Annotated in this window: 19 protein-coding genes; 4 read left to right on the plus strand and 15 right to left on the minus strand. The window is 52.8% G+C overall.

Going from position 1 to position 16925, the window contains the following annotated elements; genetic code table 11:
* Positions 1–113: 113 nt before the first annotated feature.
* The 8 genes from B9L19_RS15230 to B9L19_RS15265 form a co-directional block, all read right to left on the minus strand.
* Positions 114–2498 (minus strand): YhgE/Pip family protein, encoded by a 2385-nt coding sequence (locus tag B9L19_RS15230; protein ID WP_025950950.1) that lies wholly within the window; start codon positions 2496–2498, stop codon positions 114–116.
* Between the two features lie 72 nt (positions 2499–2570).
* A complete protein-coding gene (locus tag B9L19_RS15235) occupies positions 2571–3143 on the minus strand; it encodes a TetR/AcrR family transcriptional regulator (protein ID WP_025950949.1) in 573 nt (190 codons plus the stop codon).
* Between the two features lie 316 nt (positions 3144–3459).
* Positions 3460–4899 (minus strand): protoporphyrinogen oxidase, encoded by a 1440-nt coding sequence (hemY, locus tag B9L19_RS15240; protein ID WP_047752169.1) that lies wholly within the window; start codon positions 4897–4899, stop codon positions 3460–3462.
* Positions 4892–5842, minus strand: a complete 951-nt coding sequence (gene hemH / locus B9L19_RS15245) for a ferrochelatase (protein WP_025950947.1) — start codon at positions 5840–5842, stop codon at positions 4892–4894. Before hemH ends, hemY begins: the two co-directional genes overlap by 8 nt.
* 16 nt (positions 5843–5858) lie before the next feature.
* Positions 5859–6896, minus strand: a complete 1038-nt coding sequence (gene hemE, locus B9L19_RS15250; protein WP_025950946.1) for a uroporphyrinogen decarboxylase — start codon at positions 6894–6896, stop codon at positions 5859–5861.
* 206 nt (positions 6897–7102) lie between these two features.
* The gene (locus B9L19_RS15255; protein ID WP_025950945.1) at positions 7103–8503 is read right to left on the minus strand and encodes a hypothetical protein; all 1401 of its coding nucleotides are present in this window, start codon (positions 8501–8503) and stop codon (positions 7103–7105) included.
* Positions 8504–8652: 149 nt separating this feature from the next.
* Positions 8653–9867 carry an ABC transporter permease gene (locus B9L19_RS15260; protein WP_025950944.1) on the minus strand — a complete coding sequence of 405 codons (1215 nt, stop codon included), beginning with the start codon at positions 9865–9867 and terminating at the stop codon, positions 8653–8655.
* Complete coding sequence (locus B9L19_RS15265) at positions 9864–10601, minus strand: ABC transporter ATP-binding protein (protein WP_025950943.1); 738 nt, start codon at positions 10599–10601, stop codon at positions 9864–9866. The genes B9L19_RS15260 and B9L19_RS15265 overlap by 4 nt, the downstream gene beginning before the upstream one ends.
* A gap of 466 nt (positions 10602–11067) precedes the next feature.
* Here B9L19_RS15265 and B9L19_RS15270 point away from each other — a divergent pair, with 466 nt between their 5' ends.
* Entirely contained in the window at positions 11068–11490 is a 423-nt protein-coding gene (locus B9L19_RS15270; protein WP_047752170.1) for an HIT family protein, read from the plus strand.
* A gap of 76 nt (positions 11491–11566) precedes the next feature.
* Here the strand turns inward: B9L19_RS15270 and B9L19_RS15275 are convergent, their stop codons facing one another.
* A complete protein-coding gene (locus B9L19_RS15275) occupies positions 11567–12409 on the minus strand; it encodes a peptidylprolyl isomerase (RefSeq protein ID WP_047752173.1) in 843 nt (280 codons plus the stop codon).
* A 255-nt stretch (positions 12410–12664) separates the two neighbouring features.
* On the opposite strand from B9L19_RS15275, the gene B9L19_RS15280 reads away from it, so the two are divergent.
* Positions 12665–12754 carry a YjcZ family sporulation protein gene (locus B9L19_RS15280; RefSeq protein ID WP_021322511.1) on the plus strand — a complete coding sequence of 30 codons (90 nt, stop codon included), beginning with the start codon at positions 12665–12667 and terminating at the stop codon, positions 12752–12754.
* Positions 12755–12894: 140 nt separating this feature from the next.
* Here the strand turns inward: B9L19_RS15280 and B9L19_RS15285 are convergent, their stop codons facing one another.
* A complete protein-coding gene (locus B9L19_RS15285) occupies positions 12895–13074 on the minus strand; it encodes a hypothetical protein (RefSeq protein WP_025950941.1) in 180 nt (59 codons plus the stop codon).
* Between the two features lie 191 nt (positions 13075–13265).
* Here B9L19_RS15285 and B9L19_RS15290 point away from each other — a divergent pair, with 191 nt between their 5' ends.
* Positions 13266–13607 (plus strand): YhaI family protein, encoded by a 342-nt coding sequence (locus B9L19_RS15290; RefSeq protein ID WP_013146232.1) that lies wholly within the window; start codon positions 13266–13268, stop codon positions 13605–13607.
* Here the strand turns inward: B9L19_RS15290 and B9L19_RS15295 are convergent.
* The gene (locus tag B9L19_RS15295; RefSeq protein ID WP_025950940.1) at positions 13600–14205 is read right to left on the minus strand and encodes an HTH-type transcriptional regulator Hpr; all 606 of its coding nucleotides are present in this window, start codon (positions 14203–14205) and stop codon (positions 13600–13602) included. The genes B9L19_RS15290 and B9L19_RS15295 overlap by 8 nt on opposite strands.
* Before the next feature lie 154 nt (positions 14206–14359).
* Between B9L19_RS15295 and yhzF the strand changes: the two genes are divergently transcribed.
* Positions 14360–14548 (plus strand): membrane protein YhzF, encoded by a 189-nt coding sequence (gene yhzF, locus B9L19_RS15300; RefSeq protein WP_025950939.1) that lies wholly within the window; start codon positions 14360–14362, stop codon positions 14546–14548.
* Between the two features lie 103 nt (positions 14549–14651).
* Here yhzF and B9L19_RS15305 read toward each other — a convergent pair whose 3' ends face one another.
* The 4 genes from B9L19_RS15305 to B9L19_RS15320 all read right to left on the minus strand — a co-directional run bounded on the left by B9L19_RS15305 (position 14652) and on the right by B9L19_RS15320 (position 16903).
* Positions 14652–15176 (minus strand): tryptophan transporter, encoded by a 525-nt coding sequence (locus tag B9L19_RS15305; protein ID WP_047752171.1) that lies wholly within the window; start codon positions 15174–15176, stop codon positions 14652–14654.
* 95 nt (positions 15177–15271) lie between these two features.
* Positions 15272–16354 carry a 3-phosphoserine/phosphohydroxythreonine transaminase gene (gene serC, locus B9L19_RS15310; protein WP_041469550.1) on the minus strand — a complete coding sequence of 361 codons (1083 nt, stop codon included), beginning with the start codon at positions 16352–16354 and terminating at the stop codon, positions 15272–15274.
* A gap of 125 nt (positions 16355–16479) precedes the next feature.
* A complete protein-coding gene (locus tag B9L19_RS15315; RefSeq protein ID WP_011230152.1) occupies positions 16480–16668 on the minus strand; it encodes a sporulation YhaL family protein in 189 nt (62 codons plus the stop codon).
* 106 nt (positions 16669–16774) lie between these two features.
* Positions 16775–16903 carry a hypothetical protein gene (locus B9L19_RS15320; protein ID WP_047752172.1) on the minus strand — a complete coding sequence of 43 codons (129 nt, stop codon included), beginning with the start codon at positions 16901–16903 and terminating at the stop codon, positions 16775–16777.
* Between the last annotated feature and the right edge of the window lie 22 nt (positions 16904–16925).

The raw sequence follows: 16925 nt of genomic DNA on the forward strand, positions 1-16925 counted from the left end.
AAGGCGCCCCAAAAAGATGAGAGGGACGCCTTTCCTTCATTCTCATTTCGCATTGCTCATTGGCATGTCGGAGAAATGACTGCTTTTGCGCCAGCCGGCAGCGCAGCCAGCCATCACGTTTGCGCCGCTGTCTCCGTTTCCGTCCATACCGCATAACGGCGGCGATACCGAAGGAGAAAATACACGAGCGTCGCCAAGGCAAAGACCGCGGCTGTCGCAAGCAATATCGCAGCTTCCTTCCACATGACCAAGAAATCGCCGCTTGAAATGACGGCTCGCAACCCACGGATCGCATGGGTCATCGGCAGCCACGGATGAAGCGACTGCAACGCACCCGGAACGAGCTCAATCGGATACGTGCCGGCGCTTCCGACCAGCTGAGCGATCAGCAACAAAATGGCAAGAAAACGCCCAGGATTATCAAACAGCGTAACAAGAAATTGAATAATCATCATAAATGTTATGCTAATGATCCAAGTGAACACTAGAAAACGCCCTACGCTTTCGACATGCAAATCAAGCCCATACAACAACCACGCATCGGCCAAGAGTGTTTGCGCTGCCGCAGCCAAAACGAGCACGCCCCATTTTCCAAAAAACCAAGCGACGCCTGACGATGGTCGCTCGACCGGCTCACGCAGCGGAAAGACGATCGTCAGCAGCAAAGCGCCGACAAATAACCCAAGCGACAAAAAATACGGAGCAAAACCGGTTCCATAGTTGGGCACATGATGGAGCGGCTCTTTGTCGTTTTTCACCGGATTGGCGATCATCTCATAAATGCGCTTGTTCGCCCGAACACCAGCCGCCTCTTTCGCTCCCTCATCCAACCGATTCGCCAGCTCGGCCGATCCTCGCTCCAACTGTCCCAATCCGGATGATAACGACCGCCCGCCGCCAAGGAGACGGTCCATCCCCTGATGAAGCGATGATGCTCCTTTCGCCACGGCATCGACGCCATCTGACAGTTCGCCCGCCCCATTGGCCAATTCGCCCGTTCCGGAAACGAGCTTGCTTGAACCAAGAGCGAGCTCATGCACTCCTTCAGCCAATCGGCCGCTGCCTTCCGCAAGCGTCTGCGCCCCGCGGTAAGCCCGCTCAAGCTGACCGGCCAGCTCGTTCGCTCCACCTGTTAATTTTTGGTGAGCAGCAGCCAATTGATCAGCCCCGGCTGCGAGCTGCTGTTGGCCGTTGGCGATCTTCCCGATTCCCTCCTGTACGGCCTGCTGTCCGCTCGCGAGCGATGATGCACCATCAGCTAGATGGACTGCACCGCTTTGAAGCTGGCCGGCTTTACCAGCTAGTTCCCCGACGCCGGCCGCCACGCTTTTACTGCCTTCGACAAGCGGCTCTAGCTGTTGCGCCAACGCTTGAAGCATCGCTTTTTGCTCTGGATCGCCCGCTTTTTCCGCCAACGCTTGCAGTCTGACGGCGTATTGCTGCAATCCTTCGCTCACCCTGTCCGCACCGGCCGCAGCCTCTCCAGCTTTTTGTTGCCAAATGGCCATCCCTTGCGACAATTGCTGAGCTCCTTCCTGGACTTTGTTCGCCCCATTGGTTAGAGAGGGAAGCCGGGATTGCAACGTTTCTACACCGTTAAGGGATTCATGAAGCCCAGCAGCCAACATAGCGGCGCCCGTTTGCGCTTGTTTTTCCCCATCAGCCAAGCGGCGGCTGCCATCAGCAAGCCTCCCGAGACCATCTCGCAATGCGGCGGCGCCGGCCTGCATTTGCTTTGCTCCATTGCTTGCAGACTGCAATCCGTTTTCAAACTTCACTGATTTCCGAGCAAGTTCGGCTAAATAGCCTGATAATTGAACCGCCCCGTCTTTGGCTTTTTCCGCTCCGGCGGCCAAGCGGGCGCTGCCTTGTTCGGCAACATCCATCCCCTCGACTAGCTTGCGGTTGCCCTGTTCGGCCGATTGGATTCCATCACGAAGCCGGGAAGCTCCTTCGCTCGCTTTTTCCAACCCTTTTCCTGCCTCTTTCATCTTCGACAACATCGTTTCCGCATAGGCCTTGGTGACATTTTTTGCAATCTCCTCTTTGATGGCCGTCACGGCCGAATCCCCAATTTTTCCGACAAGATAGTTCGCCCCTTCGTTTGGAATATACATGAGGCGAAGCGGCTTCGGCGCTTCATTTTGCACCGTCGTCGCATTGGCGGAAAAATCATCGGGGATGATGATGGCCATGTAATACTCTCCGTTTTTCAAACCTTGAAGAGCTTGTTTTCGGCTGACGAAATGCCAAGCAAATGAATGTTTTTCCTTCAGTCGCTTGACAACATCGTCGCCAAGATGCATCGGTTCACCGTCAAGCTTAGCTCCTTGGTCTTCATTGACGACCGCGACCGGCAGGCGGTCCAAATGCCCATACGGGTCCCAAAACGCCCATAAAAACGACCCGCTGTACAGAAGAGGAATGAACAGAACAGCTAGGATCGGGACAAACACTTTCGGGCGGAGCACGATGGCCCGCAGCTCTTTTCGCAGCATATGGCGCTCCCTCCTTTGTACAGATGACCAAATTGTTCGCACGGTCAATTTCCAACAAAAAACGAGGATCATCTATCTCGACAATCCTTGCAAAAAATAGAGCGTAAACAATTCCGCCATTTGTTCTTTTGTCAACGGTTCATGATCTTTTTCCCAATCGACGATCAAGGCGATGTACGTCTTGAGCATCAAAAATGCCGTAATTTCCGAATTGCACGGACGAATCTCCCCTTTTTCCACCGCCGCATCAATTTTTTGCCGAATGAACTCGACCATTGCTCGGTCCAGTTTGGCAAGCACTTCTTGCACCGCCGCCGTGCCGATATTGCGCACTTCTTGAAGCAGCTTCGCCGTCAGCTGATGGCGCTGGCGAAATTCCAAAATGCGGTACAAGGCGCGGTGGACGTTTTCGGAAAACGGCAGCGACGAGTCCATCGCCAGCTCCGCTTCCGCCTTGATTTCTATAATCAATTCAGAGACGATTTCATCAAGCAATTCCTCTTTGCTTTTAAAAAACGTATAGATCGTCCCCTTGCCGACGTTGGCGAGCTTGGCGATCTGCTCCATCGTCGTCGCCTTGTAGCCAAAGGCAGCAAACGATTGGGCCGCCGCTTCGATGATTTGCCGTTTGCGGTCGCTTGCCATACTCCTCATCCTTCAAACTGACTAAATGAACAATTTGGTCAATCCGTATCCATTATACTATCAAACAACATGGATGTAAAGGGCCGTCGCATTGGGGACAGAATTTCTTCCTGCTCCCTCATCCTTTCCAAGCAAATGAGGAGAAGCCTGTCGGAGCTTCTCCCACGTTCTTTTCACATCCTTTTGCAGCGAAAACCACTTCCACGAACCAAAAGAGACAAACAGCCATCCGCTGCTTTTCGCTTCAAACGGCGGGCGGCCGCACCGACGTCCAAATGTGAGCGGCGAACGGACCAAGGCGTTGGAAAACCGTTGGTTAACGGACGCTGCTGTACAGATCGGACGTCTGTTGAACTGGCGCTTGCTGCAAATACAGAAGCACGTCACGCACCGCTTTTTCGCCTTGGTCAATGCAATCCGGCAATCCGAGCCCTTCGTATGAGCTGCCGGCCAAAAACACCCCCGGCAGCGCATCGCCCATCTGCCGTTTCATGTGCGCCAGCCGCTCGCGGTGCCCGACCGTGTATTGCGGCATGGCCCGCTTCCAGCGCGAGATGACGGCGAACTCCGGTTGGCCGGCGATGTTCATCACTTTATTTAAATCATCCAATACAACACGGACGATCTCATCATCAGGTTGGTCGACGATCTCCTCATCGCCCGGGCGCCCGACGTAGCAGCGCAAGAGCGCCTTGCCAGGCGGCGCGGTGTGCGGCCATTTTTTATGCGTCCATGTGCACGCTGTCATCGTGTAATCGCTGCGGCGCGAAACGACAAACCCGGTGCCGTCAATGTCTTGGCGGATCGCCTCCTTCGGAAATGCGAGCGCCACCGTCGCCACCGACGTCAGCGGCACTGAACGGAACGGGGCGAAAAACGGATAGTCAGCGAACATGTCGGGCACAACATGATGCGGCGTTGTCACGATGATGCCGTCTGCCCCCCACACCTCTCCTGTGCTCAGTTGCAGCCGATACGCCGAATCGGTGCGAACGATCCGCTCGACACGCACCCCTTTGATGACGCTGCCCGGCTCAAGCCGTTTTTCCACTTCATCAACGAGCGACTGCAAGCCCGTTTTTAACGTCTGGAACGCCCCTTTCCGCTCTTTTTGCTCTTTCGGCGTCGTTCGTCTCGCTCCACGGACAAGGCTTCCGTATTTTTGCTCAAGCTGAAAAAACTGTGGAAACGTCGCCATTAGGCTCATCTCATCAATGTCGCCGGCGTAAATGCCGGAAAGCAGCGGTTCGATGAGATTGTCCACCACCTCATCGCCGAGGCGGCGTCGGAAGAAGCGGCCAAGCGGCATATCACCATCGACTTTCACCGGCGGCAGCACAAAGTCAAGCGCCGCCCGCAGCTTGCCGGCCGGGGAAAACAGTCCGGTCGTTAAAAACGGGGCGATGCGCGTCGGAATGCCCATCACTGCTCCGCCCGGAATGGGATAGAGTTTGCCGTTGACCAAAATGTACGATGTTCCGGTCGCGTTATGAACGATCTCATGTTCAAGGCCGACTTCCTTCACAAGGCGAAACGCGCTCGTTTTCCGCGCCAAAAACGAGTCTGGACCGCGTTCAATGACAAAACCGTCGCGGACGACCGTCTGCACTTTTCCGCCGAGCCGGTGCGTCGCCTCGACAAGTTTGCATGCAAGTGGGAGGCGTTGCTCTCGAATCGCTTTTTGCAAGTAGTAAGCAGCCGTCAAGCCGGTAATGCCGCCGCCGATGATGACGACCGTCCGTTGCCCTTCATTCATTTCGATCGCCTTCTTCCGCCCACCGCTTTAACACAACCGACGCCAATGCATCAATAAACAATGGATTCGTGTTGGGCATCTCCGGTCGGTAATAGCGGGCGCCGATCTCTTCTGTCACCTGTTTGCACTCAATGTCGTTGTCATACAACACTTCCAAATGGTCGGCGACAAAACCGACCGGTGCGTAAACGAACGACGTATAGCCGCGCTCTTCGTAAAGCTGGCGCGTCAAGTCTTGCACGTCCGGCCCAAGCCATGGTTCCGGCGTCTGACCGGCGCTTTGCCAGCCGACGGCATAGTGGGCGACGCCGGCTTGATCCGCAATTCGTTTCGCTGTATCTTCGAGCTGCGTTGGATACGGGTCACCGCCTTGAATAATTTTTTCCGGCAAACTATGTGCGGATACGATCAGCACAGCTCGCTCCCGCTCACGTTCCGGCATGGCGGCAAAAATCGCCCGCACTTGTTCTGCCCAATATTGCAAAAACTTCGGCTCTTCATACCATTGATCAATCGTGTAAATGGTCGGTCCGCCGAGCTTTTTTGCTGCCGCTTTCGCCCGCTCATTGTACGAGCGAATGCTGAATGTGGAATAATGAGGGGCTAGGACGATCCCAACCGCTTCTTGGATGCCGTCATCATGCATGCGCTCGACGGCATCCTCAATGAACGGCTCAATATGTTTGAGCCCTAAATACATGCGAAACTCGACTTCATCTTGCACTTCGTTCAGCCGCTCCTCGAGCCGTTTCGCCTGCTCTTCCGTAATTTTCGCAAGCGGCGACAACCCGCCGATCGCCCGGTAGCGCGCTTTTAAATCCTCGATTTGTTCTTGCGGCGGCTTGCGCCCATGGCGAATGTGCGTATAATACCGTTCAATATCATCTTCCCGGTACGGCGTTCCGTACGCCATCACGAGCAGCCCCGCTGTTTTTTTCACCATTGTGCCACCCCCTCGTTTAGTTGGTTGACGTATATTCGTGGATAAAAGCGGTCAGACGCTTCAGTGTCGCCGGTTGAACATCCGGAAAAATGCCGTGGCCTAAGTTGAAGATGTAGCCCGGCCGTTCCATCCCTTCGTCCAAAATGCGCTTCACCCGTTCTTCGATCACGTCCCACGGCGCAAGGAGCACCGCCGGATCCAAGTTGCCTTGAATCGCTTTCGCAATGCCTTGGCGGCGCGCTTCGCGAATCGATAGCCGCCAGTCAAGGCCGATGACATCAAGCGGCAAGTCGTTCCACTCATGCACTAAGTGACTGGCGCCGACGCCAAACATAATGAGCGGAGCCCCTTCTTCCCGCAAAGCGGCAAAAATGCGCGCCATCGCCGGCTTGATAAACGTCCGGTAATCGTCAGCATTGACGGCGCCAACCCAAGAATCAAAAATTTGCACAGCGCTTGCCCCCGCCCGAATTTGCTCCCGCACATAACGGATCGTCATCTCAGCGAGCTTGTCCATTAAGGCGAACCACGCTTTCGGTTCAGCATACATGAACGCTTTCGTCTTATGATAATTTTTTGACGGACCGCCTTCAATCATGTAGCTCGCCAACGTAAACGGCGCCCCGGCAAACCCGATGAGCGGCACATCCAACTGTTCGTTGACAAGGAGCCGGATCGTTTCAAACACATACGGCACATCATGTTCTGGATCAATCTCCCCAAGCCGCTCGACGTCTTGAAGCGAGCGAATCGGATTCGCGATCACCGGCCCGACGCCGCCCTGAATCTCGACGTCCACGCCAATGGCCGGCAGCGGTGTCATAATGTCTTTATATAAAATGGCGGCATCGACGCCATATTGCTCAACTGGGAGTCTCGTGACGTACGCGCAAAGCTCCGGTTGATGCGTAATGTCAAACAGCGAATATTTTTCTTTCAGCGCCCGATACTCCGGCTGCGACCGTCCGGCTTGCCGCATATACCAAACCGGCACGTACGATGTTTGTTCGCCGCGGCAGGCGCGCAAAAATGTATCGTTGATCTGTCTAGCCATCTCCATCCGCCTTTCTTTCCTCACAATCCCGTCAATGGTTTCGCGTTTTTCTTCATCTTTAAACGTTGCCTATCTCCTTTTCACTATACAGCTTTCCGTACCCAATGTATAGAGAAGAAGGCGAACTGTCAAAAAATCGACCGATTTTTAAGTCCATGCCCATTATAGCAAAAAAGCTGCCCCGGCCGCACGGGACAGCTTTCTGTTCAGATGAGAAACATGGCGACAACGGTCGTAACTACCAAGCCGACAGCAACAGGAATGAGGTTGCGGCGCGCCAGCTCAAACGGGTCAACCCCGCAGATCGCTGCCGCTGGAATGAGCGCCCACGGAACGAGCGTGCCGCCGCCGACCCAAATGGCGGCGATTTGGCCGAGCGCCGTCAACGTCGCCGCTCCGCCGCCGATCGCTACAGAAAACAAATGGGCGACTGAACCGGCGAGCGAGATGCCGGAAAACCCAGAGCCGTCAAGACCCGTAATCGCCCCGACGATCGTGAGCGTAACCGCCCCCACCTCATTGTTCAGCGGCACCGCATGAGCCAAGGCAACCCCTAAATCGTTGACGATGCCTTGCGATGCCTGCGGCAAATAGTCGCCGATGATTTTCACAAACCCCGCATCGCCAAGATAGAAAAACGCGGCGATCGGAATAACAGGGCCGAACACTTTAAACCCGAACTGAAACCCTTCAATAAAGTAATGGGTCACTTCCGCAAAACTTTCTTGCCGATGGGCGAGAACGGAGATGAGAATCAAAATGAAAATCGCCGTCCCACCGACCAAGGCAGTCGCTTCCCCGCCTTGCAACCGCAAATCAAACATCGCGATGACATCAAGGGCGAACAAAATCGGAATCAACAGCGCAAGCCATTTTTTCGTTTGTCCCGTCAGGAAATGGCTTGTTTTTTCCAATGTCGAATCGACCGTTGCAGCCATTTCCGCCTCCCCGCTTGCCAGGCGCCCTCGCTTCATGTCACGGCGCAGCAAGGAAAACGCGGTGACCGTTGTGACGACCCCCATGACAAAAACAAGCGGAACGCTGGCGGCAATGACGTCGCCGACCGGCAGCCCGGCGGCATCGGCCGTTAATTTCGGCGCCCCTTGGATGATAAAATCGCCGGAAAGCGCGATGCCATGTCCGAACAAGTTCATCGCCATCGCCGCTCCCAACGCCGGCAAACCCACCCGGACCGCTGCCGGCAACAGAACTGCCCCCATGAGAGCAACAGCCGGGGACGGCCAGAAAAACCAAGAAATGATCATCATCAAAATTCCGATCGTCCAATACGCCCAAGCCGGCGTACGGATGAAACGGACAAACGGCGAAACCATGACATCATTGATGCCGGTGGCCGACAACACTTTGCTCATCGCCACAATAATGGAGATGACTAAAATCGTCGGCAATAGCTCCGTAATGGCGTAAATAAAGCTGTTAAACACTCCGCTGACCGCCGCGCTCAACGAATGGGTAGCGACCGCCGCCAATAAAAAGATGCCGGCAATGCAAATGAGCGATGTATCTTTGCGGGCGACCATAAACCCAATAATGAGCACGATGAACAGCAAGTAAATCCAGTGGAGCGCTACAAGCTCTACACCCATGAATCGTTCCCCTCTCTTCCCGACTTCCAGCCTGACCGCCGGACATGCGCCCAGGCCGGTGTACTACAGCATATGAAGCGGGAAAAAAGGTGTGAAAGCTTCGGCCATCCATTGAAGAATGAAAAACGCCGGCGCCAGCGCAAACAGCGCTAGCGTCCGGCGTTCTGCCCACGCTGCAGGCGCACGTACCGCCCTGCCGTCCAAAGCCCCCATATATTTCCGCCAAGCCAAGTGGCGAGCCAAAGAAGGCGCGGGGAAACAGCCAACAGTACGAGATGGAATACCGTATTTTGCCCAATCAGCAGAATGGAAAGCAACCGAACCGCCGCAGCATCCGGTTGCGCCTGCGGCAACGGGTACAGCCGCGGCCATAGCGAATAGCGATGATGAGAAGGCAGCGCGGCCAATTGAACAGCGGTCGCGTAAAGAAACAAACATACGATGGCCGCCCGCCCGTATTGGTGATCGATCACAGCCAGCATGACGCCTCCGATCGCAGTGAGACGGACATATAGACCAGCATACCCGCCGGCGCGCAAAAACGTGCGGGCATACAAATGAAAAAACACATGCCGCTTGTCATACGGAATCAAAGCGAGCAGCGAATCAAGCCAGCGCCGCCGCTTCGCCGCCTCCCGCCATTCCGGAACATCGGTAAACAAGTGGGCCAGCCGGTAAAACGCCGTGGCCGCTCGCTGTTCTTCCGCGATGATCCGTTCCCATTTCCATGTTTTCCCTATCGTCAACCGTGACAAACAGATGGACAGAACGGCCATCAAACCGACCAAAACGACAAAAAATGGCCATGGGGCCGCAACCAGTACCAAATAAACGAACACCGCCGCTAGGCTGAAACGGGTAAAGGCGCCAAAGCGATGAAAAGACGGATCGGCGATGTAGCTTCCTTGCCAACTGGCCCATAAGCTCCATCCTTTGAAGCAGAAAAGACCGAACAAAAAAAGCGGCCATGGCACCAGGGAAAAGCGAGCGTGAAGTGGACCCGCCAACAGCAAAAGCAAAGAAAGGCCGTACGCCTGCCATAACCATGAGACGAAAAACGCCCGCTGAATATACGGACCGAGCCGTTCTTCCGCCGGCAACAAAAACACCGCATCCGCCTTGCGGAACAAGGTGCGCACCGATCCAGCGGCCGCCGCCCAGCCGAACACGACCGCCGCAATAGCCGGATACGGAAACGAGTCAGGAAGCGACGCCGCAAAGCGCTTGTACATCACCGCTATGCCGCCAAGCACAATGATCAACCCGACGAGCAAATGGTCGTTGAACATATAGCGCAAGTAGCGGATCCGTTTTCGCCATTCCGCTTGGAAACGCTGCTTCCAAAGACGGCGGGCGTCAATCATGGCGCATCGTCCTTTGTCAATTCGACGTACAGTTCATCAAGCGACGCCCCCCAGAGCCCGAACTGGCGGCGAATGTCATCGAGCGTCCCTTTGGCTTTGACGCGGCCGTTGTGCAAAATCACAAATGAGTCGCAATACCGCTCTGCCGTCGCTAAAATGTGCGTCGACAGCAAAATGCCCGCCCCCTTCTCTTTCTGTTCATTCATTCGCTCAAGCAGGGCGTGAATGGCAAGCGGATCGAGGCCGAGAAACGGCTCATCGATGATATAAAGCGGCGGTTCAAGCAAAAAGGCGCATACAATCATGACTTTTTGCTTCATTCCTTTCGAAAAATGAGCCGGAAACGAGGAAAGCCGCCGCTCCAATCGAAACTCGCGAAGCAGCGGCGGAAGGCGGCGTTCATACTCTGCTTCACTCAACCCGTACGCCATCGCCGCTAGACGCAAATGTTCCTCAAGCGTCAATTCTTCATACAACACCGGCGTTTCCGGGATATAAGCAAACTGTCTTCGATACGTTTCCGGCCCGTCTGCAAGCCGATAGCCGTTAATGGAAATCGCGCCGCGGCGCGGTTCCATCAAGCCGATAATATGTTTGATCGTCGTGCTTTTGCCGGCTCCATTCAGGCCGATCAAGGCGACCATTTCGCCGCGGTCGACCGAAAACGTCACGTCTTCAAGCACGTTTTGCGCCGTGTAGCCTCCGGATAGATCCTTCACTTCTAAAAGCGTCATCGTCCGCTCCCTTTCCATTCTGGCCTTTGTCCCCATTGTACCAAACGATAACCTCGCTTACCAAAAAAAGATCACACCGTTCTTTTGCATAAACTCACTCAAGCCGGGCATGATAAATAGCGAAGAGGGGATGAGGAATCAAAAAGTTGATGAACGATCCATCCGAAATGGGGTGTTCGTCAAAGACACCGTTGTGAGCCGCAAAACGTTGTAAACGTTCCTAGGAAGCGACCATCGCATTCGTTGCTGGGAAGCAACGAGCCTGTCCAAAGGGGATGGTCACGTTGAACAAAGGAAGCGCTCACGCCGAACCAACTTTTGCTGCAAATGGGGTGTTCATCAAACGCACATTTGCTTGAATCATCCTCTCCCCTTTTCACCAACCGGGATGTAACCTGCGTTGCGGGATTACATCTCGGTTTTTTTATGGTAAAATGAAGAAAATAGGAAGGAAAGGGTGATCACAGTGAGCGATTGCATTTTTTGCAAAATCATAAACGGCGAATTGCCCGCGGCGAAAGTGTACGAAGACGACCATGTGCTCGCGTTTTTGGACATCAGCCAAGTGACAAAAGGGCATACGCTTGTCATCCCGAAAGTACATACGGAAAACATTTTCACCCTCACGTCGGAGGCGGCCGGCCAACTGTTTCGCGCAGTGCCGACGATTGCCAATGCACTCAAGCGAGCATTTTCCCCGGTCGGGCTCAACTTATTGAACAACAATGGCGAGCAAGCGGGGCAGACAGTGTTTCATTACCATCTTCACCTCATTCCACGCTACGGCAAAGGGGATGGGTTTGGCGCGGTCTGGAAGTCGCATGCAAGCGACTATACGCCCGCTGACCTGCAGGCGATCGCGGCCGCCATTCGCGAGCAGCTCGGCTGATCTCCCGTTGTTGAACAGCAAGAAAGGCCAAGCCCACCAATAAAAAACGGAAGCAGGGATGTTCCGCTTCCGTTTTTTACTGTTTTTCCTGCTCGATCACATCTTGCAAATCTTTGTCTTTGATCTCAACACCGGCCTCTTTCACCAGTTTGTCCACTTTTGACTGCATCGTCGCAGGATCAAGCTTGTTCCGTTTGACTTCAAACGCAATTTCGTCTTTCATTTCGTTGAACGACTTTTTCTTTTCTTTGTCCGTCACTTTAATGATATGGTAGCCGTAATCCGTTTTCACCGGATCGCTCACTTCACCGACTTTCAGCTTATAGGCGGCTTCTTCAAACTCCTTGACCATTTTCCCTGGGCCAAACCAGCCTAAATCGCCGCCGTTGGACGCCGAGCCTGGATCTTGGGAGTATTCTTTGGCCAACTTGGCGAAATCCTCGCCTTTATCAAGCTTCGCCTTGATTTCTTTTGCTGTTTTTTCATCTTTGACCAAAATATGGCTGGCGCGAATTTTCGGCTTGTAGTTGTCATAATACTCCTTCAGCTCTTTGTCCGTCACTTTTATGTCTTCAACGGCCGCTTTCGTCCGCAGCAAATCGAGCTTGACCATTTCGCGGATCACTTTTTCTCCGTTCTGCTGCACGGCTAAATCATATTGCGTTCCATACGCTTCCTTGATTCGCTCGATTTCGCGGTCGATCTCTTCATCGGTCACCTTGTATTTTTTGCTCAACACTTTTTCGTCAATCAAATCACGAAGGACGGATTTGCCGACGCGCTCTTTCATCTCATTATAAAATTCGTCTTTCGTAATATTGCCGTTTTTCGTTTCCACAATCGCTTCCGAACCGTCGTTGCTGCAGGCCGACAAAGCCATGAGCGAAACGACGGCAGCGGCCATCATCCATTTTTTCATTCGCTTCACAACTCCTACATCTTTTTTCGATTGGATGTCCCCACGCTTTCCAGCGGCGCAGATCGAATGGCGCCCAAGCGCGCCCATAAAACAACATGCTCGCCTCTTCAGCCACGACAATAACTATACCATATTTCCAACGAAAAAAAAACCTCTTTCCGCTTTAGTCATCCGCCCATAACATGCACGCTTGCCATACATATGATGAGGATGAAGCGCTCGACAGGCTTCTTCTTGCCGAAAGGGGGTGTTACGATGAGCGCACCTTATTCCGGAGGCTTTGCGTTGATTGTCGTGCTGTTTATTTTGCTAATCATTGTCGGCTGCGCCTGCGTCATCTACTAAACGAAAGAGGGGGCTCCCGCAAAAGGAGCACCCCTTTTTTCGCCTTCCTTCAAACAAAAGGAAGGAACCACGACAATGGAACTTGCTCCATCAAAAGAAAAACGTCACAACCCCGCATCAACTGTCAGAAGAGAGAAAAGTTATGTAAACAACACTTCAAAGTAAGAAGAAATTAATAAAATCGTAATCAGGACATTGATCGTGCGAAAAACCGCTGGCTGCTGCTCCTCCGGGATGTCACGCTGCGCGCAAAGCGAGTGTGTGAGCTGGTTGATCCAAAATAAGACCACAACCGCCAGGAGGATGAAAGAAAGCGCCAAAACTGTTCCCCTCCTCTTTGCTTCTTCGCCAAACGCCGCCCATGGCTTTAACTTTACATCGTTCATGGCGGGAAATCAATCATTTTTCGTTTTCCAGACACAAACCGATTTTTCTATTGGTGAATGCGCACAAATTCGGTAAAATATACGTAAAAACGGTCACATTTTCGTCACCAAAAGGAGCACGATATATGGAATCGTTGGAAAAGCGAGTGGCCAAGCTGGAGTTTCACCAGTCTCTGCTGATGGAAATGATCGACGAAACGAAAAAACCATTTTATTCCCTCATCATCCGCGCGGATTTGACCAAAGAAGAAGTCGACGCCTTCTTGGCGTTTTGCCAAGAGCTTGCCGACCAATACGAACAGCAAAAAGCGGAAGGGTTGACGATGTTCACTCCCCTGCTCGTGCAGTTTGCTGGGATGCTTCATCCGAACCTTCCGCTGGAACAGACCGTTGACGCTCTTTTGGCCCAACAAATGTTTGTCCCGCTGATGACCGAGCTGAAAACGCTCATTCGCACCATCAGTTAGCCTGGCCGGCCAATTCTTTCTCGTGCTCTTCCGTTTTCGGCTTTCGCTTGACAAGTTTGCCGTCCTGCTCGATAAAATCTTCTTTAATGTTTTCAAACGCCCGCTCAAAAATTTCCATAAAATCATCGCCATAAATGTTGCGGACGATGCACATCATTTCTAAAATTTCTGGAAACTTCCCGTACAACTCGCGCAACGGCAACGCCCCATTGAAAACGGCATTTTTCGTCGGATCATACGTCTCCATCAACTTCATCAACACTTCTTCGCCTTTTTCCGTCAACTCAATGTACGTATTGCGCTTGTCATCCTGTTTTTTGGAAAAGGAAAGCAATCCTTTTTCTTCTAATTTCTTTGAGAAATTGAACGCCGTTGACACATGCATCACGCCGAACTTGGCGATTTCGGAAATCGAGGCTCCTTTGAAGTGGTAGGCGATCCATAAAATGTGGTGTTCGTTAATGTTTAGGTCAAACGGCTTGATCCACCGCTGCCAATCTTTCTCAATCGATTTCCATAGCGCTTTGCTCAACTGGGCAATTCGTTGGCTGAATAACATCGCCTCTTTGATGGAATAATGCTGTTCTGTCGATTTCATCGTTCCACCCACTCTTCCCTCACCGTATTTTTTACTCCCCATTATATCAATAAAACAAAAAGGAATAAAGACAAAAGTGTTTATTTTTATGATTTTTTTTGCATATTCATAGTAGTAAGCATAAGGCGCTTGGCGCATACAGGAGGAGAATGCCATGGTGTATATACAATGGATGTTGATCGCTGTCGGATTCTTATTTTTCTGTCTTTTTATAAACGCATTTTTCGCCTTATGGAAAACGCGGGCGTACCCGCCGAAAGCATTGCTGAAAGAGCGGACTTTGCGCTATATTGGAATAGCGTTCATTTGCTTGCTCGCCGCTTGGATTCTCAGCTATGTCTAATATACGTCAGAACTGAATGGAACGGGAGGCATTTTTCTCCTGCCTGTTCCTCTCTCTTTTGATAGCAAAAAACCCGACCAGCCATGATCGGGTTTTTCGCCGTCTACACGTGCGCTGTCACATTCATCCGTCGGAAAATCGACGATGCGATCGGATAGATGATGGCCATCGCCACGGCGTTCAACGCCGCTGTCGGCAGCACGATGGTGACAAACAGCGCCGAAAACGTCGATCCGCCCGGCAACCCGACAAGCAAGAGCGCCGCAGCCAAAAACACTCCGCCGGAAATGACCGTGCCGACTGCCGCCAGCACTGAAGCCCCAATGACCGTTTGGCTGTATGCTTTCATCAAAGTCGCTAGGGCAAACACGACAAAGGCGGTGATGATCTTATCGATCATATTCGGCAGCTGTCCGCCCGGGAACGTCGTCGTCATGGCGGAGATCAAGCCAGTGACGACGCCGACAAGGCCGACCGCTTTGACGTTTGGAAACAGCAAAATCGCCAAAAACATCATCGCCAGCATCATATCCGGCTTCATTCCGAAAAACAACCCCGGAATGACCGCATGCAACACGGCTCCGATTCCGACTAACAGCGCCATCGATACTAATGCTCTCACATTCATGCTCATCTCTCCTCATCTCTCCTCGTCTATATCTTTTGCTCGAGAATTTTTCTATCATTATATCACTTTGCAGTGTAAAAGTGAAGAAGAAATTTTCAGGCAAAACGGCGGCGGAACTCGTTCATAAACGACGCGAGCGCTTCGCACGCCTCAAGCGGCACCGCGTTGTAAATCGACGCCCGGCAGCCGCCGACCGATCGGTGCCCGCCGAGCCCGACAAACCCGCGTTCTTTCGCCTCGGCGAGGAACGTTTTCGTCAGCTCCTCATTTGGAAGCGTAAAGGTGACGTTCATGAGCGAACGGCTCCCCTTTTCGGCGTGCGGTTTGTAAAAGCCGCCGCTTTCATCAATCGCCTCATACAGCACGGCCGCCTTTTGCTGGTTGCGCTCTTCCATCGCCGCCACACCGCCTTGCTCTTCGACCCATTCGAGCACGAGCGACAGCATGTAAATCGCAAACGTCGGCGGCGTGTTGTACAACGAATTGCTCTTCTGGTGCGTCCGGTAATCCAGCATCGTCGGCAGCCCGTCCGGAATGCGCTCAAGCAAATCGTTGCGGAGAATGACAACCGTGACTCCTGACGGGCCGAGATTTTTCTGCGCCCCGGCGTAAATGAGGGCAAATTGACTGACATCGAACGGACGGCTTAAAATATCGCTCGACATATCCGCGACCAGGTCAACCGGCGTGTTCGGAAATTCCTTCCATTGGGTACCGAAGATCGTGTTGTTTGACGTAATATGGACATAGGCGGCGTTTTTCGGCCATTGGACGTCATCAAGCGGCGGAATGTATGTGTAGTTCGCTTCTTTGCTCGAAGCGACGACCGTTGTCAAACCGATTTTTTGCGCTTCTTTCAGCGCTTTCTCCGACCACGCCCCGGTCAGCACATAACAGCCGATTTTCCCTTCCGTGAGGAGGTTCATCGGCACCATGGAAAACTGCAGGCTCGCCCCGCCTTGCAAAAATAAAATGTCATATCCGTCCGGCACATTTAGAAGCCGCTTGAGCCGCTCTTTCGCCGCATTATGGACAGCCTCGTATTCCTTGCTTCGATGGCTCAATTCCATCACCGACATGCCGGTGTTTTGAAAATTCAGCAGCTCTTTTTGCGCCCGCTCAAGCACCGGAAGCGGCAGCGCTGACGGGCCGGCGTTGAAGTTGTACGCGCGTTTCATTGTCATCCCTCACTTTGCCTCCTGGTAGTCCATCGATATTATTATCCTAACACGATTCACAAAAAAAGAAAGAGAATTTTTTGAAAAAAGCGTTTTCAAAAAAACAAAAAAAAGAAAGCCCTTGGCTATTGCAAGGACTTCGCTTGTTTCCGCCGCTCGCGCTCCTTTCGGATGCGCTCCATGTAAATCTCCCCTTCTTTTTCAATGAATGCTTCGTCGATTTCCCGCTCACGCGCCGCCGTTTTGACGGTCATATAGCCGCTGAAAATAATGCCGGCCACAACCAAATACACCCACCAAGGCAAACTGAGCATCGCCATTCCCCCTTGTATGCTTGTCTTAGTACACTATACGCGTGAGCGGGCAGCCGTATGCATGAAGAAAGAGGCGGGAAAGCCGCCTCTTTCATGGGGACAACGCTTATGTTTCGCTTCGTTTTGGCTTCTTCTTCTCTTCTACCTTTTTCCATTGACGGCGCAATTCCTTCAATTCTTCTTTCGCCTGTTCATACTGAGCCGTCGGGACGATTTCAATGATCGGTTCGATCATGATCCATCCCTCCCTTGATCCG

Origin of the sequence: Geobacillus thermocatenulatus (genome assembly GCF_002217655.1) — a bacterium.
In the GTDB taxonomy this organism is placed as follows: Bacteria; Bacillota; Bacilli; order Bacillales; family Anoxybacillaceae; genus Geobacillus; species Geobacillus thermocatenulatus.